38 protein-coding genes are annotated in these 24,337 nt (G+C 31.6%); 36 read left to right on the top strand and 2 right to left on the bottom strand.

What is annotated here, in order from left to right:
- The first annotated feature begins 1 nt into the window (after position 1).
- From bpuSUM_RS02365 to bpuSUM_RS02385, 5 genes are all read left to right on the top strand, one after another.
- Positions 2-748: a Nif3-like dinuclear metal center hexameric protein gene (locus bpuSUM_RS02365; protein ID WP_247065622.1), complete on the top strand. Its 747-nt coding sequence runs from the start codon at positions 2-4 to the stop codon at positions 746-748.
- Between the two features lie 9 nt (positions 749-757).
- A complete protein-coding gene (lspA, locus tag bpuSUM_RS02370; RefSeq protein ID WP_247065623.1) occupies positions 758-1,270 on the top strand; it encodes a signal peptidase II in 513 nt (170 codons plus the stop codon).
- A gap of 238 nt (positions 1,271-1,508) precedes the next feature.
- A complete protein-coding gene (locus bpuSUM_RS02375) occupies positions 1,509-2,327 on the top strand; it encodes a TIGR00282 family metallophosphoesterase (protein ID WP_247065624.1) in 819 nt (272 codons plus the stop codon).
- Between the two features lie 66 nt (positions 2,328-2,393).
- Positions 2,394-3,674: a UDP-N-acetylglucosamine 1-carboxyvinyltransferase gene (murA, locus tag bpuSUM_RS02380; protein WP_247065625.1), complete on the top strand. Its 1,281-nt coding sequence runs from the start codon at positions 2,394-2,396 to the stop codon at positions 3,672-3,674.
- Positions 3,675-3,953: 279 nt separating this feature from the next.
- Positions 3,954-5,300 (top strand): MATE family efflux transporter, encoded by a 1,347-nt coding sequence (locus tag bpuSUM_RS02385; RefSeq protein WP_247065626.1) that lies wholly within the window; start codon positions 3,954-3,956, stop codon positions 5,298-5,300.
- A 139-nt stretch (positions 5,301-5,439) separates the two neighbouring features.
- Here the strand turns inward: bpuSUM_RS02385 and bpuSUM_RS02390 are convergent, their stop codons facing one another.
- On the bottom strand, positions 5,440-5,814 hold the full coding sequence (locus bpuSUM_RS02390; RefSeq protein WP_430644644.1) for a hypothetical protein: 375 nt from the start codon (positions 5,812-5,814) through the stop codon (positions 5,440-5,442).
- Positions 5,815-6,226: 412 nt separating this feature from the next.
- On the opposite strand from bpuSUM_RS02390, the gene tuf reads away from it, so the two are divergent.
- From tuf to bpuSUM_RS02545, 31 genes are all read left to right on the top strand, one after another.
- Positions 6,227-7,411, top strand: a complete 1,185-nt coding sequence (gene tuf / locus bpuSUM_RS02395) for an elongation factor Tu (RefSeq protein WP_247065628.1) — start codon at positions 6,227-6,229, stop codon at positions 7,409-7,411.
- Positions 7,412-7,458: 47 nt separating this feature from the next.
- Entirely contained in the window at positions 7,459-7,770 is a 312-nt protein-coding gene (rpsJ, locus tag bpuSUM_RS02400; RefSeq protein ID WP_247065629.1) for a 30S ribosomal protein S10, read from the top strand.
- A gap of 35 nt (positions 7,771-7,805) precedes the next feature.
- On the top strand, positions 7,806-8,435 hold the full coding sequence (gene rplC, locus bpuSUM_RS02405; RefSeq protein WP_247031922.1) for a 50S ribosomal protein L3: 630 nt from the start codon (positions 7,806-7,808) through the stop codon (positions 8,433-8,435).
- A 1-nt stretch (position 8,436) separates the two neighbouring features.
- Positions 8,437-9,066 (top strand): 50S ribosomal protein L4, encoded by a 630-nt coding sequence (gene rplD, locus bpuSUM_RS02410; protein WP_247065630.1) that lies wholly within the window; start codon positions 8,437-8,439, stop codon positions 9,064-9,066.
- 21 nt (positions 9,067-9,087) lie between these two features.
- On the top strand, positions 9,088-9,384 hold the full coding sequence (gene rplW / locus bpuSUM_RS02415; protein ID WP_247065631.1) for a 50S ribosomal protein L23: 297 nt from the start codon (positions 9,088-9,090) through the stop codon (positions 9,382-9,384).
- A gap of 18 nt (positions 9,385-9,402) precedes the next feature.
- Entirely contained in the window at positions 9,403-10,236 is an 834-nt protein-coding gene (gene rplB, locus bpuSUM_RS02420) for a 50S ribosomal protein L2 (protein ID WP_247065632.1), read from the top strand.
- 9 nt (positions 10,237-10,245) lie between these two features.
- Positions 10,246-10,524, top strand: coding sequence for a 30S ribosomal protein S19 (gene rpsS / locus bpuSUM_RS02425; RefSeq protein ID WP_247065633.1), 279 nt, complete (start codon positions 10,246-10,248; stop codon positions 10,522-10,524).
- Positions 10,525-10,529: 5 nt separating this feature from the next.
- On the top strand, positions 10,530-10,892 hold the full coding sequence (gene rplV / locus bpuSUM_RS02430) for a 50S ribosomal protein L22 (RefSeq protein ID WP_247065634.1): 363 nt from the start codon (positions 10,530-10,532) through the stop codon (positions 10,890-10,892).
- A 3-nt stretch (positions 10,893-10,895) separates the two neighbouring features.
- A complete protein-coding gene (gene rpsC / locus bpuSUM_RS02435) occupies positions 10,896-11,726 on the top strand; it encodes a 30S ribosomal protein S3 (protein ID WP_247065635.1) in 831 nt (276 codons plus the stop codon).
- A gap of 19 nt (positions 11,727-11,745) precedes the next feature.
- Positions 11,746-12,162 (top strand): 50S ribosomal protein L16, encoded by a 417-nt coding sequence (gene rplP, locus bpuSUM_RS02440; RefSeq protein ID WP_247065636.1) that lies wholly within the window; start codon positions 11,746-11,748, stop codon positions 12,160-12,162.
- A 3-nt stretch (positions 12,163-12,165) separates the two neighbouring features.
- The gene (gene rpmC / locus bpuSUM_RS02445) at positions 12,166-12,366 is read left to right on the top strand and encodes a 50S ribosomal protein L29 (RefSeq protein WP_247065637.1); all 201 of its coding nucleotides are present in this window, start codon (positions 12,166-12,168) and stop codon (positions 12,364-12,366) included.
- Positions 12,367-12,371: 5 nt separating this feature from the next.
- Complete coding sequence (gene rpsQ, locus bpuSUM_RS02450) at positions 12,372-12,626, top strand: 30S ribosomal protein S17 (protein ID WP_247065638.1); 255 nt, start codon at positions 12,372-12,374, stop codon at positions 12,624-12,626.
- Positions 12,627-12,656: 30 nt separating this feature from the next.
- Positions 12,657-13,025: a 50S ribosomal protein L14 gene (rplN, locus tag bpuSUM_RS02455; protein ID WP_247065639.1), complete on the top strand. Its 369-nt coding sequence runs from the start codon at positions 12,657-12,659 to the stop codon at positions 13,023-13,025.
- A gap of 10 nt (positions 13,026-13,035) precedes the next feature.
- Positions 13,036-13,341: a 50S ribosomal protein L24 gene (gene rplX / locus bpuSUM_RS02460; protein WP_247065640.1), complete on the top strand. Its 306-nt coding sequence runs from the start codon at positions 13,036-13,038 to the stop codon at positions 13,339-13,341.
- A 3-nt stretch (positions 13,342-13,344) separates the two neighbouring features.
- The gene (gene rplE / locus bpuSUM_RS02465) at positions 13,345-13,893 is read left to right on the top strand and encodes a 50S ribosomal protein L5 (protein WP_247065641.1); all 549 of its coding nucleotides are present in this window, start codon (positions 13,345-13,347) and stop codon (positions 13,891-13,893) included.
- A gap of 14 nt (positions 13,894-13,907) precedes the next feature.
- The gene (locus bpuSUM_RS02470; protein WP_011772438.1) at positions 13,908-14,093 is read left to right on the top strand and encodes a type Z 30S ribosomal protein S14; all 186 of its coding nucleotides are present in this window, start codon (positions 13,908-13,910) and stop codon (positions 14,091-14,093) included.
- A gap of 9 nt (positions 14,094-14,102) precedes the next feature.
- Positions 14,103-14,501, top strand: a complete 399-nt coding sequence (rpsH, locus tag bpuSUM_RS02475; protein WP_247065642.1) for a 30S ribosomal protein S8 — start codon at positions 14,103-14,105, stop codon at positions 14,499-14,501.
- Positions 14,502-14,520: 19 nt separating this feature from the next.
- A complete protein-coding gene (gene rplF, locus bpuSUM_RS02480; protein ID WP_247065643.1) occupies positions 14,521-15,063 on the top strand; it encodes a 50S ribosomal protein L6 in 543 nt (180 codons plus the stop codon).
- A gap of 17 nt (positions 15,064-15,080) precedes the next feature.
- A complete protein-coding gene (gene rplR, locus bpuSUM_RS02485) occupies positions 15,081-15,440 on the top strand; it encodes a 50S ribosomal protein L18 (RefSeq protein ID WP_247065644.1) in 360 nt (119 codons plus the stop codon).
- An 11-nt stretch (positions 15,441-15,451) separates the two neighbouring features.
- Positions 15,452-15,946, top strand: a complete 495-nt coding sequence (gene rpsE / locus bpuSUM_RS02490; RefSeq protein ID WP_247065645.1) for a 30S ribosomal protein S5 — start codon at positions 15,452-15,454, stop codon at positions 15,944-15,946.
- Positions 15,947-15,949: 3 nt separating this feature from the next.
- On the top strand, positions 15,950-16,261 hold the full coding sequence (gene rpmD / locus bpuSUM_RS02495) for a 50S ribosomal protein L30 (RefSeq protein ID WP_247065646.1): 312 nt from the start codon (positions 15,950-15,952) through the stop codon (positions 16,259-16,261).
- Positions 16,254-16,691 (top strand): 50S ribosomal protein L15, encoded by a 438-nt coding sequence (rplO, locus tag bpuSUM_RS02500; RefSeq protein ID WP_247065647.1) that lies wholly within the window; start codon positions 16,254-16,256, stop codon positions 16,689-16,691. The genes rpmD and rplO overlap by 8 nt, the downstream gene beginning before the upstream one ends.
- Before the next feature lie 12 nt (positions 16,692-16,703).
- A complete protein-coding gene (gene secY, locus bpuSUM_RS02505) occupies positions 16,704-18,008 on the top strand; it encodes a preprotein translocase subunit SecY (RefSeq protein ID WP_247065648.1) in 1,305 nt (434 codons plus the stop codon).
- Between the two features lie 9 nt (positions 18,009-18,017).
- Entirely contained in the window at positions 18,018-18,131 is a 114-nt protein-coding gene (gene rpmJ / locus bpuSUM_RS02510; RefSeq protein WP_002557090.1) for a 50S ribosomal protein L36, read from the top strand.
- Positions 18,132-18,140: 9 nt separating this feature from the next.
- Complete coding sequence (rpsM, locus tag bpuSUM_RS02515) at positions 18,141-18,518, top strand: 30S ribosomal protein S13 (protein ID WP_011772446.1); 378 nt, start codon at positions 18,141-18,143, stop codon at positions 18,516-18,518.
- A gap of 30 nt (positions 18,519-18,548) precedes the next feature.
- On the top strand, positions 18,549-18,938 hold the full coding sequence (gene rpsK / locus bpuSUM_RS02520; protein WP_247065649.1) for a 30S ribosomal protein S11: 390 nt from the start codon (positions 18,549-18,551) through the stop codon (positions 18,936-18,938).
- Between the two features lie 15 nt (positions 18,939-18,953).
- The gene (locus tag bpuSUM_RS02525; protein WP_247065650.1) at positions 18,954-19,985 is read left to right on the top strand and encodes a DNA-directed RNA polymerase subunit alpha; all 1,032 of its coding nucleotides are present in this window, start codon (positions 18,954-18,956) and stop codon (positions 19,983-19,985) included.
- An 18-nt stretch (positions 19,986-20,003) separates the two neighbouring features.
- The gene (gene rplQ, locus bpuSUM_RS02530) at positions 20,004-20,378 is read left to right on the top strand and encodes a 50S ribosomal protein L17 (protein WP_247065651.1); all 375 of its coding nucleotides are present in this window, start codon (positions 20,004-20,006) and stop codon (positions 20,376-20,378) included.
- Between the two features lie 71 nt (positions 20,379-20,449).
- On the top strand, positions 20,450-21,991 hold the full coding sequence (gene rny / locus bpuSUM_RS02535) for a ribonuclease Y (RefSeq protein ID WP_247065652.1): 1,542 nt from the start codon (positions 20,450-20,452) through the stop codon (positions 21,989-21,991).
- Positions 21,981-22,772, top strand: a complete 792-nt coding sequence (locus bpuSUM_RS02540) for a TIGR00282 family metallophosphoesterase (RefSeq protein ID WP_247065653.1) — start codon at positions 21,981-21,983, stop codon at positions 22,770-22,772. Before rny ends, bpuSUM_RS02540 begins: the two co-directional genes overlap by 11 nt.
- Complete coding sequence (locus tag bpuSUM_RS02545; RefSeq protein ID WP_247065654.1) at positions 22,753-23,544, top strand: TlyA family RNA methyltransferase; 792 nt, start codon at positions 22,753-22,755, stop codon at positions 23,542-23,544. The genes bpuSUM_RS02540 and bpuSUM_RS02545 overlap by 20 nt, the downstream gene beginning before the upstream one ends.
- Here bpuSUM_RS02545 and bpuSUM_RS02550 read toward each other — a convergent pair.
- Complete coding sequence (locus bpuSUM_RS02550; protein WP_247065655.1) at positions 23,541-24,299, bottom strand: GerMN domain-containing protein; 759 nt, start codon at positions 24,297-24,299, stop codon at positions 23,541-23,543. The two genes, bpuSUM_RS02545 and bpuSUM_RS02550, sit on opposite strands and share 4 nt — an antisense overlap.
- Positions 24,300-24,337 lie beyond the last annotated feature (38 nt).

Raw genomic sequence — 24,337 nt, forward strand, 5'->3', positions numbered from 1 at the left:
TTTGACTGTTAAAGAATTATCATTTAATTTGGATGAAATATTTAAAGTAAAGGATTACAGGAATATTGATAAGAGTCTTAATGGACTTCAAGTGGGTAATTTAGAGCTTGAGGTTAAAAGAGTCGCTTTTGCTGTTGATGCAAGTATGACAACTTTAAGAGAGGCAAAAGATTATGATTTTTTAGTAACTCATCATGGTATTTTTTGGTCAAAATCGGAAAAAATTGTTTCTGGGATGTATGAAAAAGTTAAATGGCTTATTGATAATGATTTATCACTTTACTGTGTTCATTTACCGATGGATGCTCATCCTGTTTATTCTCATAGCAGAGTATTATCTGATTTTTTTGGGTTCCATAGTCCTATTCCCTTTGCAAATTATAAGGGGATTAATTTAGGTATTATTTCTATTGCTGGTTTTAATTTTTCTGAGATTTTAAAAAAATTTGAAGTTCATAATAAACATATTCTTTATTACAAAAAATTTAAAGAATATGTTGAAAAGGTAGCTATTGTTAGTGGTTCTGGGTATTCTTTTTTTGAGGAATCATTGGAGCATGGTGTTGATTTGTTTATAACAGGGGATACTTCTCATCAGATATATTCTTTAGCTGAAGAGTATGGTGTGAATTTGATATTTGCTGGTCATTATTTTACCGAAACATTTGGCTTAATGAAATTGATGGAATATTTTAGAAGTAAGAGAAAATTAGAGGTTAATTTTATTTTAAGAAATACTAATTTATAAGGATTTTATATGAATATAAATAGAAGCAGATTAATTAACAATTTTATATTTATTTCTATTTTAGTTTTTTTTGATCAATGGTCTAAGTATTTAGTTGTTAAATATATCAGAATTGGAGCTGAGTATTTATCTTTTTTTGGAGATTTTTTTAAAATAATACATGTAAGAAATACTGGTGTTTTATTTTCAATAGGTTCTAATATTGATCCTAGCTTGAAGAATTTGTTTTTTCTTATAATTCCTATTATTGTTTTGATTTTTGTTTTTTCTTTTGCTTTGAAAGAAACTAATAAAATAGCTAGAATTGCTCTTGTATTGATTTTATCTGGTGGTATTGGGAATATTATCGATAGACTTTTTAGACCGTTAGGGGTTGTAGATTTTTTGGATGTGAAATTTTTTGGTATTTTTGGACTTCAGAGATGGCCAACTTTTAACTTTGCAGATAGTTATGTTGTTATAGGAATAACTTTATTTATAATTTACGATTTGTTTGTCAAAAATCAAAGTACCAATTTATGAAGATTTTATACTTTATTTTATGTTCATTAATTAATTTGTCTTTAATGTTTTTTGTTTTTTTTCTTGAATTTCTTTTTATTGCTAAACTAAATATTATTGTTTCGTCTGTTTTTCAGCTTGTTTTAGTTTTTTTTATGATTATTATTGCAATTGTGATAAGCTATGTTTTATCAAGTATTATTTTAAAAAATATTATTTCTAAGTTTTTTAATCTGGATAAATAAAGAGAGAGGATTTCGTGAGTTTGCGGATTTTGATTGCTGGGGAGGTTGTAGGTAAGCCTGGCATTGTTGTGATAAAGAATTTTTTGTCTTCTTTTAGACAAAAAAATGGAATTGATTTTGTGATATCTGGTAATAATTTTACTACAGGTTTTCGAGGTCTTTGTAAGAGACATGCATTTTTGCTAAAAAAGTATGGTGTAGATGTTTTAACTTTAGGAGAAAACGCGTTTGTAAGATCTGGACTGAGTGATGAACTAGATAAATATAATTTTATTTTAAAACCTTTAAATTGTCCTACCAAATTAAAAGGTTGCTCTTATTTTATTTACAGTGTTAGTGGTAGTAAAATTGCCGTAATTAGACTTGTTGGACAGACGGGAATTACAAAATATAATTTTAATAATCCTTTTTTTGCTTTTGATTATTTTTACGAAAAAATTAAATTACACACTAATAATATAATTGTGCTTTTTGATTCAAATACTACAGCAGAGGTTAATGCTATGTTTTTTTATCTAAAATCTAGAGTTAGTGCTTGTTTAGGTATTGGTAAGAGGATATTAACAGCAGATCTTAGGATTTTTGATACTACTGCAGTTATTACTGATCTTGGTAGAGTTGGTAGTCTAAATAGTGTGATTGGATACGAGCCTAAATTTGAGATAGATAAGTTCTTAAGAGGTTTTTTGAATAATCGATTTACTGAGTCCTGGGATGGACTTGGCTTTAATGGTGTTATAGTTGAGATTGATAATGGTAAAGCTGTTATGGTTGAAATTGTAAGAGAATATATCGATTTTGATGGTCATCTTGAGAATAGTAATGATGTTTAAAGATATACTTTTGATTTTCTAAAATGTGCTTTATGTATACAAGTTTTGTTTAGTGTGGAGGTAATAATGTATAGCTATCTTGTAGAGGGTGGTTTTAAAATAGGTGGAAAGATAACAGCTAGTGGAAATAAGAATGCGGCTTTGCCTTGCATTACAGCGACATTACTTACAGATGAAGAAGTTATTTTAGAAAATATTCCATATATTAAAGATGTAGAAGTTATTTTAAGCATTTTAAAGGACATAGGTGCTGAAGTATTAAGGGAAGGTGATATTCTTAAAATTAAGGCTTTAAATGTTGTGAAGACTGAGGTAGATTCTTCTTTAACGGATTTAGTTAGGGCCTCTATTTTGTTTGTAGGTCCTATGCTTGCTAGATGTGGTAGAATCGATATTGCTCCTCCTGGTGGAGATGTTATTGGTAAGAGACGTCTTGATACTCATTTTTATGGACTTGGCAAGCTTGGTGCTAGGTTGATGAAGGGTGAACGGATTGTTTTAGAAATAGATAAGTTGGTTGGTGCTTGTATGTTTTTAGATGAGGCATCAGTTACTGCTACTGAAAATATTATTATGACTGCTGTTCTTGCTTTTGGTGAGACTGTGATAATTAATGCTGCATGTGAACCGCATGTGCAAGATTTGTGTAACATGTTGAATTCTATGGGTGCTGATATTTCTGGTATTGGTTCTAATGTTATTAGAATAAAGGGTGTAAAAAAATTAAGTGGCACTAGATTTCGAATAGGGGCTGATTTCATGCAGGTGGGTTCTTTAATTAGTCTTTCTGCATTAACGGGTGGTGAGCTTGAGATTAATAAAGCTGATCCTAAAAATTTTGTTTTAATAAGACATGTATATTCAAGGCTTGGCATTAATTTTGAGTATGACAACGAAAATATATATGTCAAAGAAAAACAGGATTTAAGGGTAAAATTGGATTTTGGGGGACATATTCCCAAAATTGATGATGGGCCTTGGCCAGCTTTTCCAACAGATCTTATGAGTATAATGATAGTAACTGCGACTCAAGTTCACGGGACTGTTCTTATTTTTGAGAAAATGTTTGAATCAAGAATGTTTTTTGTAGACAAGCTTATTAAAATGGGTGCTCAGATCGTCCTTTGTGATCCCCATCGTGTGGTGGTCACAGGAAAAACCATTCTTAAGGGAAGTAATGTATCTTCTCCTGATGTTAGGGCTGGCATGTCTTTGCTTATTGCAGCTCTTTGTGCTGAAGGTGAGAGTCGTATTCAAAATGTTTATCAAATTGAAAGAGGATATGAGAATGTTGTTGTCAAGTTAGGTGCTTTAGGAGCAAAGATTACTAGAGTGGAAGAGAGGTGAAAATTTTATTTTTATTTGATTATAAGCAGGCTTGTCTTTTTAGGAAAGGCAAGATAAAAAATATTATTGTTAGTATTATCCAGATTTATGGATTAATCTATATGTTTTGCATTACAAAATACAGTGTTTCATGCATTTGTATATCTTTGGTGTTTATGGAAAAAAAGTTTTTTGTAATTTTCTTAATCTGTTTTATTTATTTTTTTAAAGTTCAATAAAAGCATTTTTTTATAAAGTTGGATAATTTATCAGTATAATAAAATGCAAGGTGTGTTCTTTATGTTATTAAGTAGAGCTAAAACGAGGAAATTAATATTAGAAGGCAATTTATATCGAGTTTTTTTAGTTATTAGTTTTCCTATTGTGATAACCAATGTTCTTCAAGCTTTTTATGAGCTTGTAGATATGTTTTATGTTGGTAAGCTTGGAGCTATGCCACTTGCTGCATTATCTCTTACTGGTCCTATTAATTTCTTTATTATGGTTTTTGCTATGGGAATGGCTATAGGAAGTTTATCATTAATGTCTAGATGTATTGGAGAAGAAACTTTTACTAAGTTTTCAAAATATGCAGGGCAATTAATATTTTTAAATTTTGTATTGTCTTTGTTTGTTGCAGTTTTAGTTTTAATCTTTATAGATGCAATTTTAGATATTATGAGTATAACTGGTGAACTTAGAGAACTTACAAAGTCTTATTTTTATGTCGTAATCTATGCGATACCAGTAATGTTTTTAAGTGTTTCCGTTGTGTACATATTAAATGCTCAAGGAGAGACTGTCATTTCAATGATGCTGATTTTGGTTGCAAATGTTATTAATTTTATTCTTGATCCAGTCTTTATATTTACTTTTGGCTTGGGCATTGCTGGTGCTGCTTGGGCTACTCTATTGTCTAAATTAATGACAGTTTTATCTTATCTTTTTTTTACTTATAGATTAAATTATGGAATTAAGGTGCGTTTTAAAGATATTATTCCAGACGTTTATGTAATAAAAAACGTCGTTAATTTGGGATTACCGGCAGCTTTTGGACAAGTGATGGCTTCCCTGTCTTTTTTAATTTTTAATTATGTTGTATTTCAGATTAGTTCAAAATTTTTAGCTGCTTATGGTATGGTTAATAATATTATTTCTTTTTTACTTCTTCCTGGAATGAGTATTGGTACTTGTGTTAGTTCAATTGTTGGACAAAATCTTGGTGCAAAAAACATAATGAGAGTAGGGGAGATTTTAAAAAAAGGGTTTTTTGTTACTTTAGTAGTAATGATTACGGTTGCCTTGTTTATTATATCTTTAAAAAAAAATATAATATTAATTTTTACGGTTGATTTGGAAGTTATTAATTATGCCAATGATTATTTATTGTTGGCAGTTATTGGAACTATTGGATTTGGTTTGCAACAAGTTTTTTTGGGTGGATTAGTAGGTGCAGGACTTACAAAACTTGTTATGATTGTTGTTTGTGTTCGTCTTTGGATGATTCGGTTGCCGGCTGTGTTTGCTTTGCAATATTTTGGAATTATAGAAGATTCGCTGGGTTATGCTTTTATAATCTCAAATTATGTGGCTTTGATTATCTTGTTATGTTTGACTTTTACTAAATATTGGGAAAATACACAATAAGATCGATATTCAAATTCGGATTGGTTCATTTCATTTTACGTTAGTTTTATGTTAATCTTATCAGAACCCAAGAGTAGATAAATTGGTTTTGGTAAGTAGAGGAATCATACAAAATTGACCATTAATAGATCTTGATAAATTAATCTTGTTTTAGAAATATATAAAATGTATTTTTTTGTCTCTTATTGATATTAATTTTTAATTTAAAGGTTTTTTCTTCTCCTACTTTAAGACCTTCTTTAATTATATGGCCGATTTTATTTCCTTTCTTAAAAATTGCTAATGAATTCCGCTTTATAGCTATTTTTTTATTGTTTTTAAGAGTAATGATTAATTCGTTTTTATTGTTAGTATGAAATTTTACGATTTCAATTTTTTCTATATCTTTCTTTATGCTAATAATGTGGGTAATCTCTCTGCTAATTTCTTTTGATTTGATAGAATTGTTTTTTATACATGATGTAGTTATGGATACAATGAATATTGTAAAAATATTTAATAGTCTTTGTTCCAAATTGTGTTGTGACATATTGTTATTTTATTGTAACCTTTTTAATGATAAGCATGAAATGATTGGTAGATATTAATATCCATATTATTTTTTCTTAATAAGATTTAAATTATCTTTATGATTGTCAATTGTGTATTTGTGAGATGTTGATTATTTTTAATATTTTTGTATTAAAATGTTAAATGTATTGACTATATTATAAATAATATGTAAACTAATGGAGTTATTAAGAATTCTTTTAGAAAAACACGGAAATCGGGTCAATTTCTAAAAAGTTATGTTTTTTGTAAATATAGTGGTTTTACTTAGTGTGTGATTATTGTATCTTTCTATAAATAAACAAAATAAAATTCTTAACAATAAAAGTTTTGAAGAATAGATAAAGATTTAGATTACAAATTTTGGGAGGTGATTCATGGCTAAGGAAGTCTTTCAGAGAACAAAACCGCATATGAATGTGGGTACAATAGGGCATGTTGACCATGGCAAAACAACATTAACCGCTGCTATTAGTATTTATTGTTCAAAGGTAAATAAAGATGCTAAGGCGCTTAAATATGAAGATATTGATAATGCGCCTGAAGAGAAAGCAAGAGGAATAACGATAAATGCCAGACATATTGAGTATGAAACTGCAGGAAGGCATTATGCTCACGTTGATTGTCCTGGCCACGCTGACTATATTAAGAATATGATTACAGGTGCAGCTCAGATGGATGCTGCGGTATTGTTGGTTGCTGCTGATAGTGGAGCAGAGCCACAGACAAAAGAGCATTTACTTCTTGCTCAGCGAATGGGAATAAATAAAATAATAGTATTTTTAAATAAACTAGATTTAGCAGATCCTGAACTTGTTGAACTTGTTGAAGTTGAAGTTTTAGAGCTTGTTGAAAAATATGGATTTCCTGGTGATACGCCAATAGTAAAGGGTTCAGCTTTTGGAGCTATGTCAAATCCTAATGATCCTGAAGCTACAAAGTGCATAAAGGAACTTCTTGAAACTATGGATAATTATTTTGATCTTCCTCAAAGAGATATTGATAAACCATTTTTGCTTGCTGTTGAAGATGTTTTTTCTATCTCTGGACGTGGGACTGTTGCTACTGGTCGTATTGAGAGAGGTGTTATTAAGGTTGGACAAGAAGTTGAAATCGTTGGAATTAGAGAGACTAGGAAGACAACCGTTACTGGTGTTGAAATGTTTCAAAAGATTCTTGAGCAAGGTCAAGCAGGAGATAATGTTGGTCTTTTATTAAGAGGTGTTGATAAAAAGGATATTGAGAGAGGTCAGGTTATTGCTGCTATTGGTACAATTACTCCTCATAAGAAGTTCAAAGCTTCTATATATTGTCTAACTAAGGAAGAAGGCGGAAGACATAAACCATTCTTTTCAGGATATAGACCACAATTTTTCTTTAGAACAACAGATGTTACAGGTATGGTTAGCTTAGAGGGTAAAGAAATGGTTATGCCTGGGGATAATGTTGATATTGTTGTTGAACTTATATCTTCAATAGCTATGGATAAGAATGTTGAATTTGCTGTTAGAGAAGGCGGTAGAACTGTTGCTTCAGGAAGGATTCTTGAAATATTGGAATAGTGTAGGGTTTAGAGGTTTATGTTATCTCTAAAGATTAGGAGAATAAATTGATTACTAAAGATAAGATACGGGTAAGACTTTTTAGTTTTGATATTAAGATATTAGATCAGAGTGCTGAGTCTATTGTTAGGGCTGTTCAAAAATCTAAGGCACAAATTAAAGGTCCTATTCCTTTGCCGACAAAGATAAAAAAATATACTGTTTTGCGTTCTCCTCATGTTAATAAAAAATCAAGAGAACAGTTTGAAATGAGAACTCATAAGAGGCTTATTGATATTTTAGAGCCTACTTCTGCTTTGATGGACTCTTTAATGAAATTAGAGCTTCCTGCAGGAGTGGAGGTTGATATAAAGCAGTAAATAGATTTTTTAAGTTATGAATTTGAGGTGTTTTAATGTTGGGATTGATTGGAAAAAAAGTTGGCATGACGCAGGTCTTTCAAGGCAACGGAGTTGTGGTGCCTGTTACGGTAATAGAATTTGAGCCCAATTATGTTATAGGAAAAAAAACAGTAGAAAGAGATGGATATGATGCTCTGATAATGGGTTCTGTCGATCTTAGGAGTTCTAAAATTTCAAAGCCTATAAGAGGTCAGTATAAAAACTTAGAGAATGTTGAACCTAAGAGATATGTGATAGAATTTAAGGGTCTTAAGGGTTATGATGCTGGCGATGAAATCGGACTTGATGCTTTCAGAGAGATTAAGTATGTGGATATTACTGGTACTACTAAGGGTAAAGGTTTTCAAGGGGCTATGAAAAGGCATAATTTTAGCGGTGGTCCATCTTCGCATGGTTCTAAGTTTCATAGACATCTTGGTGGTACAGGTCAAGCTACTACACCTGCTAGAACCTTTAAGGGAACTAAAATGGCTGGCAGAATGGGTGGAGAGCAACAGACTATTCAAAATCTTGAAGTTGTTTTTATTGATGAAGAGAAAAGAGCCATTTTGGTAAAAGGAGCTGTGCCAGGGATTAAGGGTTCTTTTGTTATTGTTAAAAAGGCGAAAAAAGTGGGTGTTTAGTATGGAAAGAAAAGTTTTTTCTAAGGATGGACAAGAACTTCGAACTATAAATTTAGAGGATGGAGTTTTTAATATAGATATTAGTTATGGTTCTATATATAATGCTATTAATAATGAACTAGCCAATCTTAGGGTTGGAACAGCTTCAACTAAAACTAGGTCTGAGGTTAGGGGTAGTTCAAAGAAGCCTTGGAAACAAAAAGGTACAGGACGTGCGAGGGTTGGTACTAAGAGAAATCCCGTTTGGGTTGGTGGGGGTATAGCTTTAGGGCCAAAACCCAGGGACTATAGTTATAAGCTTCCAAAGAAAGTTAAACGACTTGCTTTTAGATCTGTTCTTAGTCTGTGTGTATCTGTAGAAGATAGATTAAAGATTGTTGAAAATTTTACTATTGAATCAGGAAAGACAAAAGATCTTGCTTTAATAATGAAAAATTTTATCAATATTAATGGTAAAACGGTAATTTTGTTGGGTAATGATGATCAAATGGTTAAAAGAGCAGGAAGAAATATAAGAGATTTAAAGATTTTATCTTTTAATAGACTTAGAATTGTTGATTTATTTTATGCTAAAAATTTAATAGCGCTTGAGTCTGCTATTAATGGGCTTAATGAGCTTTATGTTAAATAAAAGGGATAGTAAGGATGAGTTATGAAAGCTTATGATATAATAATTTCACCTATGCTTACTGAAAAAACTAATATTCAAAGAGAGAATATGAATGTTTATTCTTTTAAGGTTAGGAAGCAAGCAAATAAAAAAGAGATTGGCGCTGCGATTAAAGAGCTTTTTAATGTTACTCCAATATCATGTAATTTACTTAATGTTAAGAGCAAGGTTAAAATGGTTGTGTCAAGGAAAGGTTATCCTATTGGTAAGGGAAAAACTTCTTCATGGAAAAAGGCGTATGTTTATCTTAAAAAAGAAGATAAGATAGATATTTTTTAGTGGTTTTGGAGAAATAATATGGGTATTAAGACTTATAAGCCAAAAACTTCATCTTTACGTTATAAGACAACTCTATCTTTTGATGAGTTAAGTAAGGGTAATAGTCCTTTGAAGTCTTTAACTAGAGGTAAGGTATCTAGGGCTGGAAGAGATTCTTCTGGAAGAATTAGTGTTAGAAGAAGAGGTGGGGGACATAAAAGACGGTATAGAGAGATTGACTTTGGCAGAAGGGATAAGTTTGGTATACCTGCTCGAGTTGTGTCTATTGAGTATGATCCAAATAGAAGTTCTAATATAGCTTTGCTTGTATATAGAGATGGGGATAAAAGGTATATTGTTGCTCCTAAAGGAATTAAAATTGGTGATGTTTTGGAGAGTGGTCCAAATGCTCCAATAAGGATTGGCAATGCTTTGCCACTTGAGGATATTCCTGTTGGTAAAGCAGTGCATAACATTGAGCTTAATGTTGGAAAAGGTGGACAGCTTGTAAGAGGTGCTGGAGGATATGCGATGGTGCTTGCTTCTAAGGGAGATTATGTAACAGTTAAGCTTCCATCAGGTGAGATGCGCATGATCTTTAAAAAATGCATAGCTACTCTTGGAGAAGTTGGCAATGAAGATTATATAAATGTTTCTATTGGTAAAGCTGGTAAGAGTAGATGGCTTGGTAAAAGACCTAAGGTAAGAGGTGTTGCGATGAATCCTATTGACCATCCACATGGAGGTGGTGAGGGTAAGACTTCTGGTGGTCGTCATCCTGTATCTCCTTGGGGACAGCCAACTAAGGGATATAAGACTCGTAAGAAGAATAAGTATTCAGATAAATTTATCATTAAAAGAAGAAATAATTAGGAGTGTGTAGTGGCAAGATCTATTAAAAAAGGACCTTTTATAGATAAGAGTCTTTATCAAAAAGTTTTAGCCTCTTCTGGCAGAGAGAAAAGGGTGGTAATTAAAACCTATTCTAGAGCCTCAACAATAATTCCTGAGATGGTAAGTCTTACTATATCTGTTTACAATGGGAAGTCTTTTATTCCTGTGTATATTACTGAAGATCTTGTTGGGCATAAGCTTGGAGAATTTTCACCTACAAGAATTTTTAGGGGACATGCTAAATCAGATAAGAAGGGAAGGAAGTAGAGTTTATGTTTGTAAATAGAAGATATACTGCAAGAGGCAAAAATTTGCCATCTTCTCCGAAAAAAGTAAGACCTATAGCTGATAATATACGAGGTAAGCCTTACAGTGAAGCTGTTGCGATACTTTGTTCTATGCCCAATAAATGTGCTAAACTTTTAGGTAAGGTGGTCAAATCAGCTGCGTCGAATGCTATGTATCATAACAGAAATCTTTCTGAAGATATGATATTTATAAAAACAGTCATGATAGATGATGGACGAAGGCGTAAGAGCATTTGGCCTAGAGCTAGAGGTAGAGCAGATAGGCTGGTTAATAGAAGTTGTCATATTTTTGTTGAAGTTTATGAAAAGATGTATGGTGGAGAATAAGATATGGGTCAAAAAGTACATCCTTACAGTTTAAGAATTAAGATTAATAGGGATTGGAAATCAAAGTGGTATTTTGATAAAAAATTATATTCTGAGATTCTTCACGAAGATTTCTTGATAAGACGGGAAACTATGAAGTTTCTTAAAGGAATTAGGTTTGATATTTCTGACATAGAGATTATTAGAAATAATCTTCAAAGAGTAACAGTAGTAATTTCCACTCCAAGACCTGGTTCTGTTATTGGTGTTAAGGGCGCCAATCTTGAAAAAATTGGACAATTATTAACTAGGAAAATATCTAAAAAAATTAATATTAAAATAAAAGAGATTAAGAAGCCAGAATTTGACGGGCAAATTGTTGCTAATGGGATAGCAAAGCAATTAGAAAATAGAGCTTCTTATAGAAAGCTTTTAAAGTCTTCACTTTTATCTTCTATTTCCAAAGGTGTTCAAGGTGTAAAAATTAAAGTCTCAGGCAGGCTTGGTGGTGCTGAGATTGCCAGAAGTTTTGAAGTTAAAGAAGGACGGATTCCTTTACATACTCTTAGAGCTAATATAGATTATGGTTTTGCCGAAGCTCAGACAACTTATGGTGTTATTGGTGTTAAAGTTTGGTTGTTTAAGGGAGAAGTTTTAGGAAAACAGACTAATTCAGATGCTGGTCAGGTAATTAACAAAAAAACTTCAAGAGAAAAGAGTGAGCATTTTGACAAAAATAGAGTAGATGATAAGAGTAAAAAAATTGTCAATGACGATAAATTTTCTAGAAAAAAATTAGAATTTGGATCTAAATCCAATAGTAGTTTTAAAAAAAAAGATGGTTCTGATGTCTAGAATCTTTAAGGAGCGTTAAATGTTAAGTCCTAGAAAGGTTAAATATAGGAAGAAGCAAAGAGGAAGACTTTCTGGAGAGGCTCAGAAGGGTAACGAGATATCTTTTGGAGAATATGGGCTTGTTTCTCTTGATACATATTTTATTACTGCACGTCAGATTGAAGCAGCTCGTGTTGCTATGACACGTAAAGTTAAGAGGGGCGGTAAGGTTTGGATCAGAATATTTCCAGATGTTCCTTATACTAAAAAGCCAGCTGAAACTAGAATGGGTAAAGGTAAAGGAGGAGTTGATCATTGGAATGCTCCTGTTAAGCTTGGAACCGTTATGTTTGAGATGGCTGGAGTGCCTAGAGAACTTGCTGAGGCAGCTATGATGCTTGCCAGTTCTAAGCTACCGATTAAAACTACATTTGTGGTAAGGCGAGATTTGAGGTGAGTTATGTTGAAAAAATTTAGAGATCTTACTCTTGAAGATATGAGAGCTAAGAGATTGGCTTTAAAAAAAGAGTATATGGACTTAAGATTTAAGGCTGTGGTTGGTCATGTTGAGAATCCTTTAAAAAAAAGAGAGCTGAGACGAGATATTGCAAGGCTTAATACAATAGTTCATGAATGTGAAATAGGTATTAGGAAGGTTTAAGTTTTATGGCAAGGGAAAATAAGAAAGAGTTAATTGGAAAGGTTGTTAGTGATAAGATGAGTAAAACAATAGTTGTTGAAATTGTTCAAAGGAAAATGCATCCTATCTATCATAAGTACTTAAAAGTTAGCAGAAGAGTGAAAGCTCATGATGAGAGAGAAGAATCAAAACTTGGAGATAAAGTAAAGATTATTGAGTCCAGGCCTATTAGTAAAGAAAAAAGATGGATGCTTGTTGAAGTTTTGGAGCAATCAAAATAATTTCAGTTATTTTTGTAGAGGAGATTAATTATGGTACAGATGCAGACATATTTAGCGGTTGCTGATAATACGGGTGGTAAGATAGCAGAGTGCATAAAAGTTATTGGTGGAAGTAAAAAACGATCTGCTAGGGTTGGAGACATAATAGTTATTGCTGTGAAGCAAGCAATTCCCAATTCACCTATTAAGAAAGGAGAGGTGCATAAAGCCGTAGTTGTTAGGACCTCAAAAGAGATAAGACGAAAGAATGGGACTTATGTTAGATTTGATGATAATGCATGTGTTATACTTGATGCTAATTTGAATCCAAGAGGTAAGAGAGTTTTTGGACCTGTTGCAAGAGAGCTAAGGGATGCTAATTTTATGAAAGTTGTCTCATTGGCTTCAGAGGTAATATAAGGGGTTATTTATGAAGACTAAGTTGAAAGTAGGCGATAATGTAAAAATTCTTTGTGGTAAGGATAGAGGTAAAACAGGTGAAGTTGTTAGCATAGATAGGAAAAATCTTAAGGTTATTGTTAAGTCTTGTAATATGGTTAAGAAGGTTATCAAGGCAAGAACTCCTCAAGAGAAGAGTAAGATAATTGATAGGGAAGCACCTATAGATATTTCAAATGTAATGTTATTTTCAAATGGTATATCTTCAAGAATAGGGTTTAAATTTGAAAATAATGAAAAAAAGAGATTCCTTAAAAAGAATGGGGAGAATGTTTAGCTTATGAGTTATGTTCCTGCGTTAAAGAAGCATTATAAAGATAATATTATAAAAGAACTTGTTAGTGAGTTCCAATATAAGTCTATTATGCAAGCTCCAAAAATAGAAAAAATTATTGTTTCTGTGGGAGTTGGTGATGCTGTTAAAAATAAAAAACTTTTAGATTCAACTGTTTATGAGCTTAGTCAAATCACTGGTCAACGGGCTGTTAAGACAAAGGCCAAAAAAGCCATTGCTGGATTTAAGATTAGACAAGGTCAAGAGATAGGCGCTAAGGTTACTCTTCGCGGTAATATTATGTATGAATTTTTATATAAACTTATTAATTTGGCGTTACCTCGTGTTAAAGATTTTAGAGGTGTAAATGGAAATGCATTTGATGGCAATGGTAATTACTCTTTTGGAATAGCAGAACAAATAATATTTTCTGAGATAGATTATGATAAAATAGAGAGGATATCTGGCTTGAATGTCACAATAGTAACTACGGCTTTAAACGACAGAGAGGGTAAAGCTTTGCTTTCGAAGTTTGGTATGCCATTTAGTAATTAAAGGAGTTTTTATTTATGGCTAAAAAATCAATGATAGTTAAGGCCTTACGAAAGCCAAAATATAAAACGAGACAAAAAAATAGATGTAAGTTATGTGGGCGTCCAAAGGGGTATATGAGAGATTTTGGTATGTGTCGTATATGCTTTAGGAATCATGCATCTGCAGGATTAATTCCTGGAGTCTCAAAATCAAGCTGGTAAGGAGAATTTATGGCTGTTACGCATTCAGTGGGAGATATGTTAACTAAGATAAGAAATGCAAGTAAGGTTAAGCATGAGTCTGTGGACTTAAAGATGTCTAAAATAAATAAATCTATTTTAGACATTCTGAAAGAAGAAGGATATATTAAGAATTATAATATCTTTGATAAGAAAGGCATTTCTTTTATTAAGGCAATACTAAATTATGATAATAAGAGAAATCCTGCTATAAATAGAATAGATGCTATTTCGACTCCTGGTAGAAAAGTTTATTCTTCATACAAAAATATGCCAAGAATAAAGAATGGGTATGGCATATTAATAGTGTCTTCTTCAAAAGGTGTGATTACTGGCAAGCAAGCCAAAGATAATAAAGTAGGTGGTGAGCTAATTTGCTCAGTTTGGTAAGTTTAAGAGGTAGGTAAATATGTCACGTATTGGTAAACTTCCTATAAAAATAGTTGATTCTGTGAAGGTTGATATTAAAGACAACATAGTAACAGTTGAGGGTAAAAGAGGCAAATTAAGCCAAGAAATAAAGAGTAGCATTAAGGTTAGAGTTGAGGAGAGTAATATTATTGTTGAGCGTTCTTTTGACGATAAACAGACAAGAGCTTTTCATGGACTTTATAGAAGTTTAATTTCTAATATGGTTAAGGGAGTATCTGATGGATTTTCAAAATCTCTTACTATTAGTGGTATAGGGTACAGGGTTGAGCAACAAGGAACGAGTCTTTTTTTTAACTTAGGATATTCAACTCAATTTGAGTATGTGATTCCCAAGGGAATTAATATTCGACTTGATGGTAATACCAAAATTGCTGTTGAGGGCATAGATAAGTGTAGAGTTGGACAGGTTGCTTCTGAGATTAGAGGTTTAAGGCTTCCTGAGCCATACAAGGGTAAAGGAATTAAATATGATAATGAAGTAAGCAGACGCAAAGTAGGGAAATCAGGAGTAAAAAAGTAGGTTTTGGGTGAGTATTTATGAAAAAAGTAAAAGAATCTGAAAAAAGAAATATAAAGCGTAAAAAGAGAATAAGAGATAGAATTGGATTTGGTGTTGCAGATAGGCCTAGGGTTACAGTTTTTAAATCCAATAAATATTTTTATGTTCAAGTCATTGATGATGTGGCTGGTCATACTCTTGCAAGTATTTCTACTATTGAAAAAGATCTTAAATTGAACAAAAATATTGATGATGTAAAGAAACTTGGCGAAATTCTTGCAAAGAAACTTAAGGATAAAAATATAAATAAACTTATTTTTGATAGAAATGGTTATAAATATCACGGTCTTATTGCAAGTTTTGCAACTTCTTTGCGTGAAGCCGGTATTGATGTTTAGGGGGAATTATAGTGGAATCTCAAGTTCATAAAAAGCAAATAGAGAAATTGATATCATTAAGTAGGGTTACTAAAGTTGTAAAGGGTGGAAGAAGGTTTTCTTTTTCTGCTTTTATGGTTGTTGGTGATGGTGAAGGTCAAGTTGGCTGGGGATTTGGTAAGGCTAATGATGCTAGTGATGCAATAAAGAAGAGTTTGGCTAGTGCTAGAAAAAATTTAAGGGTTATTCCTATTAGAAAAGGTACTCTTCCTCATATGGTCATTGGTGATTTTAAAAAAGCCAAAGTTTTAATTAAGCCAGCAACTCAAGGTACTGGTATTATTGCAGGTGGACCTGTTCGTGCTGTCATGGAAGCTTTGGGAGTTCATGATATTTTAAGTAAGTCTCTTGGTTCAAATAATTCTATGAATGTGGTAAAGGCGACTTTTAAGGCATTTGACTTGGTTTTAGATGCTAGAAAAATAGCAGAAATAAGAGGTAAAACTTTAAGGACTTTATGGGGTTAGTTTATGATTAAGAGAAAATTGCGACTTCAGCTTAAAAAGATTAGGTTTAAATCCTCAAGATCTAGGTTGAAGAATAAGGTTTTTATTAGAAAGATGAAAAATAATAGAGAAATTCTTACTAAGAGCGACATTAAGATCGAGGTTGAGCTTAAGAGAAGTCTTATTGGAAAATTAGACAGTAAGGTTAAGACATTGAAAGCTTTGGGTCTTAAGAGAATAGGAGATAAAAAAGTTCATGTTTTAAACAAGTCTCTTCAAGGGATGCTTAATAGTGTAATTAGCATGGTTTTATTAAGTGAGGTAAAGAATGATTAAGCTAAGGAGACCTTTAGGAGCTAATAAGTCTCGAAAAATTGTTGGTAGGGGGCCAGGTTCTGGTCTTGGAAAGACCTCTGGTAGAGGGCAAAAGGGGCAAAAAGCTAGGAATAATTCGCCAAGGATTGGTTTTGAAGGAGGACAAACTCCTCTTTATAGAAGACTTCCAATAAGAGGTTTTTCCAATCATGATTATAAGGTAAAGTATGAGATTGTAGGACTTGGGGATATAGATAGAAAGTTTGAGGATGGAGATTTAGTAAATTATAATACTTTGTTACAAAAAGGGCTTATAAGTAAGAATAAAAAAAATATCAAGATTTTGGCTAATGGCGAGCTTACTAAGAAAGTGAATTTTGAAGTTTCTCGTATTTCAAAGTCTGCTGAAGAATTGGCAACGAAATTTGGTTGTAGTATTAAATTAGTTTGAAATGGTAGTGAAATGAGAGGTTTGTTTTTTAATTTATTTACAATTAAGGATTTAAGGATCAAATTTTTATTTACTCTGTTTATTCTTTTTATTTTTAGGGTTGGATCTTACTTGCCAATACCAGGAATAGATCCTGTGGCTCTTCGAAGTTATTTTAAATCCCAGTCGGATTTTTCAATTACTAATTATTTTGATTTTTTTTCAGGTGGTGCTTTTAGTAATTTTTCTATATTTATGCTTAGCATAAGTCCTTATATTTCAGCATCAATTATTATTCAGCTTCTTGTTTATTCTTTTCCTTCTCTTAAAAAGATGCAAGAAGGGGATAATGGGAGAAAAAAAATAAAAAAATACACGAAATATCTAACAATTGTTGCGGCTGTAGCTCAAGGATATGCCACTAGTCTTTATGCTAAAAGCATTCCAGGTGCGCTTAATATGCCTTTTTATAGATATATTTTTATTGCTATTTTAACAGTTACAACAGGTACTTTTGTTCTCTTATGGCTTGGTGAACAAATTAATCAGAGAGGCATTGGAAATGGTGTGTCTTTAATAATTTTTTCAGGAATAGTGGTTAGGCTTCAAGCGGCTTTATTTAATCTTTTTCAGAGCATTCGAGATCCATCTCAAAATATTAATCCTGTCTTTATGATACTGGTATTAAGTGTGTTTATTTTGGTTGTTATATTGATCATATATGAGTATAAGGCGCAAAGACGGATTGTTATTCATTATGCTAGAGCAAACTCAAGGAATACAGTTAGTTCATATTTACCAATCAAGCTTAATCCATCAGGTGTGTTGCCTGTTATTTTTGCATCTGTGCTTATTACCTTGCCTTTGCAAATTTTAAGTGGATTTGCTGGAACTTCTGTTCTCTCAAGACAAATTTTATCTTATTTAAGGCCTAATGGGCTTTATTATACTTTATTGAATGTAGTTTTAATAATAGGTTTTACATATTTTTATTCAAAGATACAATTGAGTCCAAAAGATATAAGTAATAATATTCGTAAAAATGGGGGAACTATTCCAGGTATAAAGGCGGATGAGATGGAGGGTTATTTAGATAAAATTATGAATAGAACATTATTTTCAGGTTCTATTTTTTTGTCTATTATTGCAATTATTCCGTTTTTAGTGCAGAATATTTTTAGATTTCCTTATGATGTCTCAAGGATTATGGGTAGTTCTTCACTCCTTATTATGGTAGGAGTAGCTCTTGATACATTAATTCAGATTGATGCATATTTAAAGACTCAAGGATTGTCTCGTGGACCTGGCAAAAAGTATGCTTTTTTGCAGAAAATTTAGGAGTAGTTTATGAAAGTTAGGGTAAGTGTAAAGCCAATTTGTGAAAAATGTAAAGTGATAAAGAGAAAAGGTGTTTTAAGAATTATTTGTGATAATCTTAAACATAAACAAAGACAAAAATAAGGGGAAAAAATGGCTAGGATAGCAGGAATAGATTTGCCAAATAACAAACAACTTCAAATAGCTCTTACGTCTATTTATGGAATAGGAAGAGCTAGAGCTTTAGAAATTTGCAGAAAAACAGATATTTTACCAGAAAAAAGAGCTAAAGATTTGGATAATGATGAAGTTAATAAGCTTAGGAAAATAATTGAAAGTGATTATGTTGTTGAGGGAAAGCTTAGAAGTGAGTTAGCTATGTCTATTAAGAGGCTTATGGATATTGCATGTTATAGGGGGCTTAGACATAGAAAAGGTTTACCCTTAAGAGGGCAGAGAACTAAGACTAATGCAAGAACCAGGAAGGGAAAGAGAAAGACTGTGGCTAATAAGAAGATGGCTGCTAAATAAAGTTTTTTTGCTTATATAGGAGAGATAAGTTTGAGTGCAAAAGTATCAACTAATAAAAAAAAGGTAAAAAAAAATATTGGTGAAGGCAATGTTTATATACAGGCTACTTTTAATAATACCATAGTAACTGTATCAGACATAAGAGGAAATACTTTAGCTTGGGCAAGTGCAGGTGGAATGGGATTTAAGGGTGCTAAAAAATCGACTCCTTATGCTGCTCAGATGACTGCAGAAGCGGCTTTAGGTAAAGTTAAGGATTTTGGTATTAATTATGTTCATGTTTTTGTTAAAGGTCCGGGGATTGGTAGAGAGTCTGCCATACGAACTGTTGGATCAACAGGTATAATTGTTAAATCAATCTCAGATGTTACTCCAATACCGCATAATGGGTGTAGACCTAAGAAAACTAGACGAGTTTAGTTAGAGGAGCTATTGATGTCTTTAGGAAAGCTTTTGAAAGATTTTACTATACCTGATAGGATTGAGTTTTTAAGAGGAGAGGATGATAGTTCTTATGGAAAATTTATAATGTATCCTTTTGAGAAAGGTTTTGGTGTTACTATTGGTAACACTTTAAGGCGAGTTTTGCTATCTTCTATTGAAGGATATGCTATTTCTGCTATGAGGGTTCAGTCTAATCAAGGTGGGTCTTTAAAGATCGTTTCAAGTGAATTTGATTTAATACCTGGTGTTGTAGAGGATACTCTTGAAGTAATTGCTAATATTAAAAATATTCACTTAAAGTTAGATGAGGGAGTTAATACTACTACAATAAATCTTTCTGTTAATGGAAAAGATACTAATGTTTTAAAGGCAGTTCATCTTGAAAGAGAAGGTGTTGAAGTTTTTAATAAAGATTTAGTTATTGCTACACTTTCAAGTGAGGCAAATTTGGATTTTGAATTTCAAATCAATTATGGAAGAGGTTATGTTTCTTCTGAACAGAATGCTAAATATTTAGAAGAAGTTAATACCATTGCACTTGATTCTATATTCTCTCCAATAGAAAAGGTGACATATTCTGTTGAAGATACTAGAGTTGGGCAGAGATCTGATTATGATAAACTTGTTATGGAAATTTGGACAACAGGTGTAATTAGTGCTAAAGACGCAATTAAAAAAGCGGCTTCTGTAGTGAGGGACTTTTTGCTTCCATTGGTTAATTTTGAAGATAAGGTTGTACATTCTGTTAAGAGTTCTGAACTTAGAGATTCCGATATACTTAGTATAAATATTGAGAAATTAAATTTATCTGTTAGATCTCTTAATTGTTTAACCAAGGAAAATGTTAAGACTTTAGGAGAACTTATTAGCAAAAGTGCAGAGGATCTTTCAAAGGCAAGGAACTTTGGGAAAAAAAGTTTAGAAGAAATAATTGAAAAGCTTAGTGCTTATGGATTATTTTTGGGAATGTCTAAGGCAGAAGCTCTAAAAATATTGAATAAAAACGATAAAATATCTCATTAGAAGGGAGATCATTGTTATATGAAGACTAAGGTAGGATTTAATAGGTTAGATAGAAAATCAAGTCATAGAAAGGCGCTTTTGAGAAATATGGTAATTTCTCTTTTTAGGCATGAAAAAATAACTTCTACTAAAGCAAAATTGAGTGAAGTTAAAAGATTTGCTGAAAAATTAATTACTAGGGCTAAAGTTGATAGTGTACATAACAGAAGAGAAGTATCAAAATTTATACATGATAAATATATTCTGAATAGATTATTTACTAGAATTTCCCCTATCTTTAAAGAAAGAAAGGGTGGGTATACTAGGGTTATTAAGCTAGGACAAAGGTATGGGGATGCAGCTGAGATGGCAATTCTTGAACTAGTTGATAAAACCTTAGAAGAAAAGCAATAGTCTTACGTATTAAATATATCCTTTTAAAGGATTTATATTTAATTGGTTTGGCAGAATAGGGGGTAAATTGTATGTCATATATTACTTTTTCTTCTATTCTTGTTGGTGTTTTAGGTATTGTATTAGGTTTTTTAATAAGAATTATTTTAGGTAGGTTTTCTTTATTAAATTTAGATAAAAAGCTAAAGAAAGTACAAGAAGAGGTAATCGTAGAGATAGAAAATGAAAAAAAGCGAGTTATTTCATATGCAAAAGCTCAAATGCTTAAAGAGAAAAACCAGCAGGATAGGGAAATAAGAGAGCGAAAAAATGAGGTTTTTAATTTAGAGAGAAGATTATTACAAAGAGAAGAAACTTTAGATAAAAGAATATCAGCTCTTGATAAGCAGCAAAGTAGGATTGATTTTAAGCTTAAGGAATTTGAGCAAAAAGAAAAAATAATACGAGATAAGGAATTATCTCTTGTTAAAAAGTTAGAAAATATTGCTGGTCTTACAAAAGAAGAAGCAAAAAAGATTGTAATTGAAAAAGTTGAAAATGAATCCAAGAGAGATGCTCAAATAATTATTAATAAAAGTGAACAAGAGGCTCAACTTCTAGCAGATAAGGTAGCTAAAGATATATTGGTCTCTACTATGCAACGTATAGTAACAGAGGTCAGCTCTGAGTTTACAGTTACTTCTGTTGAACTGCCTAATGATGAGATGAAAGGTAGAATCATTGGTAAAGAAGGACGTAATATCAGGGTTCTTGAGACATTAATAGGTGCAGATATTATTATTGATGATACTCCTGAGGCTGTTGTTATATCATGTTTTGATCCAGTAAAGAAGGAGATAGCAAAAAGGACTCTTGAGAGACTCGTTGCAGACGGGAGAATTCATCCTGCAAGAATTGAAGAAATTGTTTATAGTGTTACTAATGAGATCAATAATATTATTCTTGAGGAAGGCGAAAAGGTAGTATTTGATTTAAATATACATGGATTTGACAAAAGGCTTATTAGGGGACTTGGAAGGCTTTACTTTAGAAGCAGTTATGGTCAAAACGTTCTAAGTCATTCAAAAGAAACAGCAATAATTGGAGAAATTTTAGCTAAGGAGATGAAATTAGATCCTGTTGTTGTTAAGAGAGCATGTCTTTTGCATGATATTGGAAAGGGTATGGAAAGTATTTCTGAGAATAGTGAGGGGCATGCTATTACGGGTGCTGAGCTTGCTCAAAGTTGTGGAGAGAGTGATATTGTTGTCAATGCTATTGCTGCACATCATAATGAAATAAAGCCTGAAAGTTTTGAGGCTATCGTTGTTCAAATAGCTGATGCTATTTCTGCATCTCGTCCTGGTGCAAGACGTGAAAGTTTGAACAATTATATAAATAGACTTAAGAGACTTGAAGAGATTGCATATGGATTTGAGGGTGTTCAGAAGTGTTATGCAATTCAGGCAGGTCGTGAAGTTAGAATTATCGTTGACAATTTATTGATTAATGATGAGAAAGCTACTATTCTTGCAAGAGATATTGCAAAGAAAATAGAAGTTGAGATGAGATATCCTGGTAAAATAAAAGTTACTATTATTCGTGAAACTAGAGTTATTGAGTATGCAAGATAACGATGTGATTAGAGCATTAATAATTGGAGATATCATAGGTAATGGGGGACTTAAAAAGGTTTTTTTTAATCTTAAGAATCTTAAAGAGAAGTATAATATAGATTTGACAATTGTCAACGGGGAGAATTCCTCAGGTGGTTTTGGAATTACTCCAGAGATAGCAGAAAATCTTTTTAAGGTAGGTGTGAATGTTATTACTACAGGTAATCATGTTTATGCAGATCATAGTATAAGGGAATATTTGGATAAACAGGAGTATATTTTAAGACCAAATAATTTTTCAGATCTTCTTGAAGGACATGGGTATTGTATTTTAAATGTTAAAAATGAAAAAGTTGCTGTTATAAATATTCAGGGATTTTTAGGAATGACTTTCATTGTTAAAAATCCTTTTGAAAATATAAAAAAAGTTGTGAACATGATTAGAAATAGAGTTAAAACTATTTTTGTCGATTTTCATGCTGAGAGTAATTATGAGAAAGAGAGTTTTGGATATTTTTTAAACGGATTGGTAACTGGAGTTATTGGTACGCATACACATATAATGACCCAAGATGAGAGAATCTTAGATAAGGGGACTGCTTATATTAGTGATCTTGGAATGACAGGTAGTTTGAATTCTGTAATAGGATTTAATCCTGAGATTTCTCTTAAAGGATTACTTGAATATGTGGCTTTACGAACAGAAACTGTTGAAGAGGATGTGATTATACAGGGAGTTGTTATTACTTCTCATTTAAAAACAGGACGTGCTTTGAAAATTGAAAGAATACAGAAATAGTTTATTAAATGTGCTTTGCAAGAATTGTCCAGGTCTGACAAGAGAAGAACTTAGAATTTTAATTTTGACTGGCAGGGTGTATGTCAATTCTCACAAAGAAAGAAATCCTAAGGTTTTGCTGTTAAGAAATAGTAAAATAAACTTAATAGAGAGTGAGTCTAGGCAATTTGTTTCAAGAGGAGGTCATAAACTTTTTGAATCTTTAGAAACATTTAAAATTACAGTTAAAGATAAAATCTGTATAGATGTTGGTGCTTCAACAGGTGGTTTTACAGATTGTCTTTTGCAAGAAGGTGCAAAGTTAGTTTATGCAGTTGATGTTGGATTTAATCAGCTATCTTATAAATTAAGAGTTGACCCAAGGGTTAAAGTTTTTGAAAAGACTAATATTTTTGATATTAAACAATTTGACATACAGCCTAATTTTGCCGTTATTGATGTTTCTTTTAGATCTGTAATTAGTATATGTGCAAATTTAATTGATAAGCTTTATGATAAGCTTATCGTTGTTCTTGTTAAACCTCAATTTGAGCTTAAAGGATTAAATTTAAATATAAAAAATTTTAATGGTATAGTTGGAGAGAGATATCTGAGTAATATATTAAATAAGGTAATTAAAAAGTTTTATGATAATGATCTACAAATTAAAAATATATTAAAACTTGCAACCAAAGGACGGAAAGGAAATCAAGAATTTATGTTTTTGGTTGTTAAAGATAATTCAATAAATCTTATGCAATCTCTTGCCCTTCTTGATGATATTAATTTTTAATATTTTGCGAGTTTTTTGTTATCTAGGATTCCTGAAAAATCTAAATTTAAGTCTTCAAGTATTATTGGATTGTTTTCAACTTTTAAAGTTATTCCTTTGATGCCTTGAATTTCAAGACATGTTAAAATAATTTGCTTGACTTGATTAATTGTTCCTTCTACTCCAAAACTATTTTCATAAAACTCTTTAGATAAATTTATGTGGGCAATTCCATCATTTATACTTAAGTTTAATACTTTGGTGTTGATAGGAATTAAACTTAAAAAATTATTTTTAAGTTCATATTCATTAGGACCATTAATTAGTGCTTTTAATGTTTCTTTGAGAATATTTTTATCATATTGAATGGTTCGTTTAATCCATTGTTTTAAAAAATGTCCCTCAGCGGTAACTTTTATAAAATATAGCTTAACTTCTTTTTTGTTTTTTAAGTATTTTTGTTCTTGATATTTAAATTCTTCTTCAATTTTTTGTATTTCAGGTGGCTTTATTAAAAATTTTTCATTGTTAAGTATTTTAATAGTTTCATTTTTTGTATTCTCTAGTTTTGCTTCTATCTTATTAGGTTTTGATTGGCTAAATTCAAAATTGTCATTATTTCCAATTTGCTCATTGAATATATTTTTAATGAGTGAATTTTTAATTATTAGTAATAAACACAGTCCTGTTAAGAATATTGCAAATAATACTAAAAATATATCTATTTGATCAAAGCTACTTGTTTTTCGTTTACTATTTCTTTTTTTCCTTATCAATTGGGATTCCGTTTATAATTGGCATAAAGCTGTAATAT

Origin of the sequence: Borrelia puertoricensis, assembly GCF_023035875.1 — a bacterium.
Classification (GTDB): Bacteria; Spirochaetota; Spirochaetia; order Borreliales; family Borreliaceae; genus Borrelia; species Borrelia puertoricensis.

Excerpts from the sequence above, each read along its gene's own strand:
- rplX (WP_247065640.1), top strand. The coding sequence starts at position 13,036 with ATGAAGACTAAGTTGAAAGTAGGCGATAATGTAAAAATTCTTTGTGGT.
- rplE (WP_247065641.1), top strand. The coding sequence starts at position 13,345 with ATGAGTTATGTTCCTGCGTTAAAGAAGCATTATAAAGATAATATTATA.
- rpmD (WP_247065646.1), top strand. The coding sequence starts at position 15,950 with ATGATTAAGAGAAAATTGCGACTTCAGCTTAAAAAGATTAGGTTTAAA.
- rplQ (WP_247065651.1), top strand. The coding sequence starts at position 20,004 with ATGAAGACTAAGGTAGGATTTAATAGGTTAGATAGAAAATCAAGTCAT.
- rpmJ (WP_002557090.1), top strand. The coding sequence starts at position 18,018 with ATGAAAGTTAGGGTAAGTGTAAAGCCAATTTGTGAAAAATGTAAAGTG.
- rplR (WP_247065644.1), top strand. The coding sequence starts at position 15,081 with ATGAAAAAAGTAAAAGAATCTGAAAAAAGAAATATAAAGCGTAAAAAG.
- rplW (WP_247065631.1), top strand. The coding sequence starts at position 9,088 with ATGAAAGCTTATGATATAATAATTTCACCTATGCTTACTGAAAAAACT.
- bpuSUM_RS02525 (WP_247065650.1), top strand. The coding sequence starts at position 18,954 with ATGTCTTTAGGAAAGCTTTTGAAAGATTTTACTATACCTGATAGGATT.
- rplV (WP_247065634.1), top strand. The coding sequence starts at position 10,530 with ATGTTTGTAAATAGAAGATATACTGCAAGAGGCAAAAATTTGCCATCT.
- rplP (WP_247065636.1), top strand. The coding sequence starts at position 11,746 with ATGTTAAGTCCTAGAAAGGTTAAATATAGGAAGAAGCAAAGAGGAAGA.
- rpmC (WP_247065637.1), top strand. The coding sequence starts at position 12,166 with ATGTTGAAAAAATTTAGAGATCTTACTCTTGAAGATATGAGAGCTAAG.
- lspA (WP_247065623.1), top strand. The coding sequence starts at position 758 with ATGAATATAAATAGAAGCAGATTAATTAACAATTTTATATTTATTTCT.
- rplD (WP_247065630.1), top strand. The coding sequence starts at position 8,437 with ATGGAAAGAAAAGTTTTTTCTAAGGATGGACAAGAACTTCGAACTATA.
- rplN (WP_247065639.1), top strand. The coding sequence starts at position 12,657 with ATGGTACAGATGCAGACATATTTAGCGGTTGCTGATAATACGGGTGGT.
- tuf (WP_247065628.1), top strand. The coding sequence starts at position 6,227 with ATGGCTAAGGAAGTCTTTCAGAGAACAAAACCGCATATGAATGTGGGT.
- rpsH (WP_247065642.1), top strand. The coding sequence starts at position 14,103 with ATGGCTGTTACGCATTCAGTGGGAGATATGTTAACTAAGATAAGAAAT.
- rpsM (WP_011772446.1), top strand. The coding sequence starts at position 18,141 with ATGGCTAGGATAGCAGGAATAGATTTGCCAAATAACAAACAACTTCAA.
- secY (WP_247065648.1), top strand. The coding sequence starts at position 16,704 with ATGAGAGGTTTGTTTTTTAATTTATTTACAATTAAGGATTTAAGGATC.
- rny (WP_247065652.1), top strand. The coding sequence starts at position 20,450 with ATGTCATATATTACTTTTTCTTCTATTCTTGTTGGTGTTTTAGGTATT.
- rpsQ (WP_247065638.1), top strand. The coding sequence starts at position 12,372 with ATGGCAAGGGAAAATAAGAAAGAGTTAATTGGAAAGGTTGTTAGTGAT.
- bpuSUM_RS02470 (WP_011772438.1), top strand. The coding sequence starts at position 13,908 with ATGGCTAAAAAATCAATGATAGTTAAGGCCTTACGAAAGCCAAAATAT.
- murA (WP_247065625.1), top strand. The coding sequence starts at position 2,394 with ATGTATAGCTATCTTGTAGAGGGTGGTTTTAAAATAGGTGGAAAGATA.
- rplB (WP_247065632.1), top strand. The coding sequence starts at position 9,403 with ATGGGTATTAAGACTTATAAGCCAAAAACTTCATCTTTACGTTATAAG.
- rplF (WP_247065643.1), top strand. The coding sequence starts at position 14,521 with ATGTCACGTATTGGTAAACTTCCTATAAAAATAGTTGATTCTGTGAAG.
- bpuSUM_RS02385 (WP_247065626.1), top strand. The coding sequence starts at position 3,954 with ATGTTATTAAGTAGAGCTAAAACGAGGAAATTAATATTAGAAGGCAAT.
- bpuSUM_RS02540 (WP_247065653.1), top strand. The coding sequence starts at position 21,981 with ATGCAAGATAACGATGTGATTAGAGCATTAATAATTGGAGATATCATA.
- rplO (WP_247065647.1), top strand. The coding sequence starts at position 16,254 with ATGATTAAGCTAAGGAGACCTTTAGGAGCTAATAAGTCTCGAAAAATT.
- rplC (WP_247031922.1), top strand. The coding sequence starts at position 7,806 with ATGTTGGGATTGATTGGAAAAAAAGTTGGCATGACGCAGGTCTTTCAA.
- rpsC (WP_247065635.1), top strand. The coding sequence starts at position 10,896 with ATGGGTCAAAAAGTACATCCTTACAGTTTAAGAATTAAGATTAATAGG.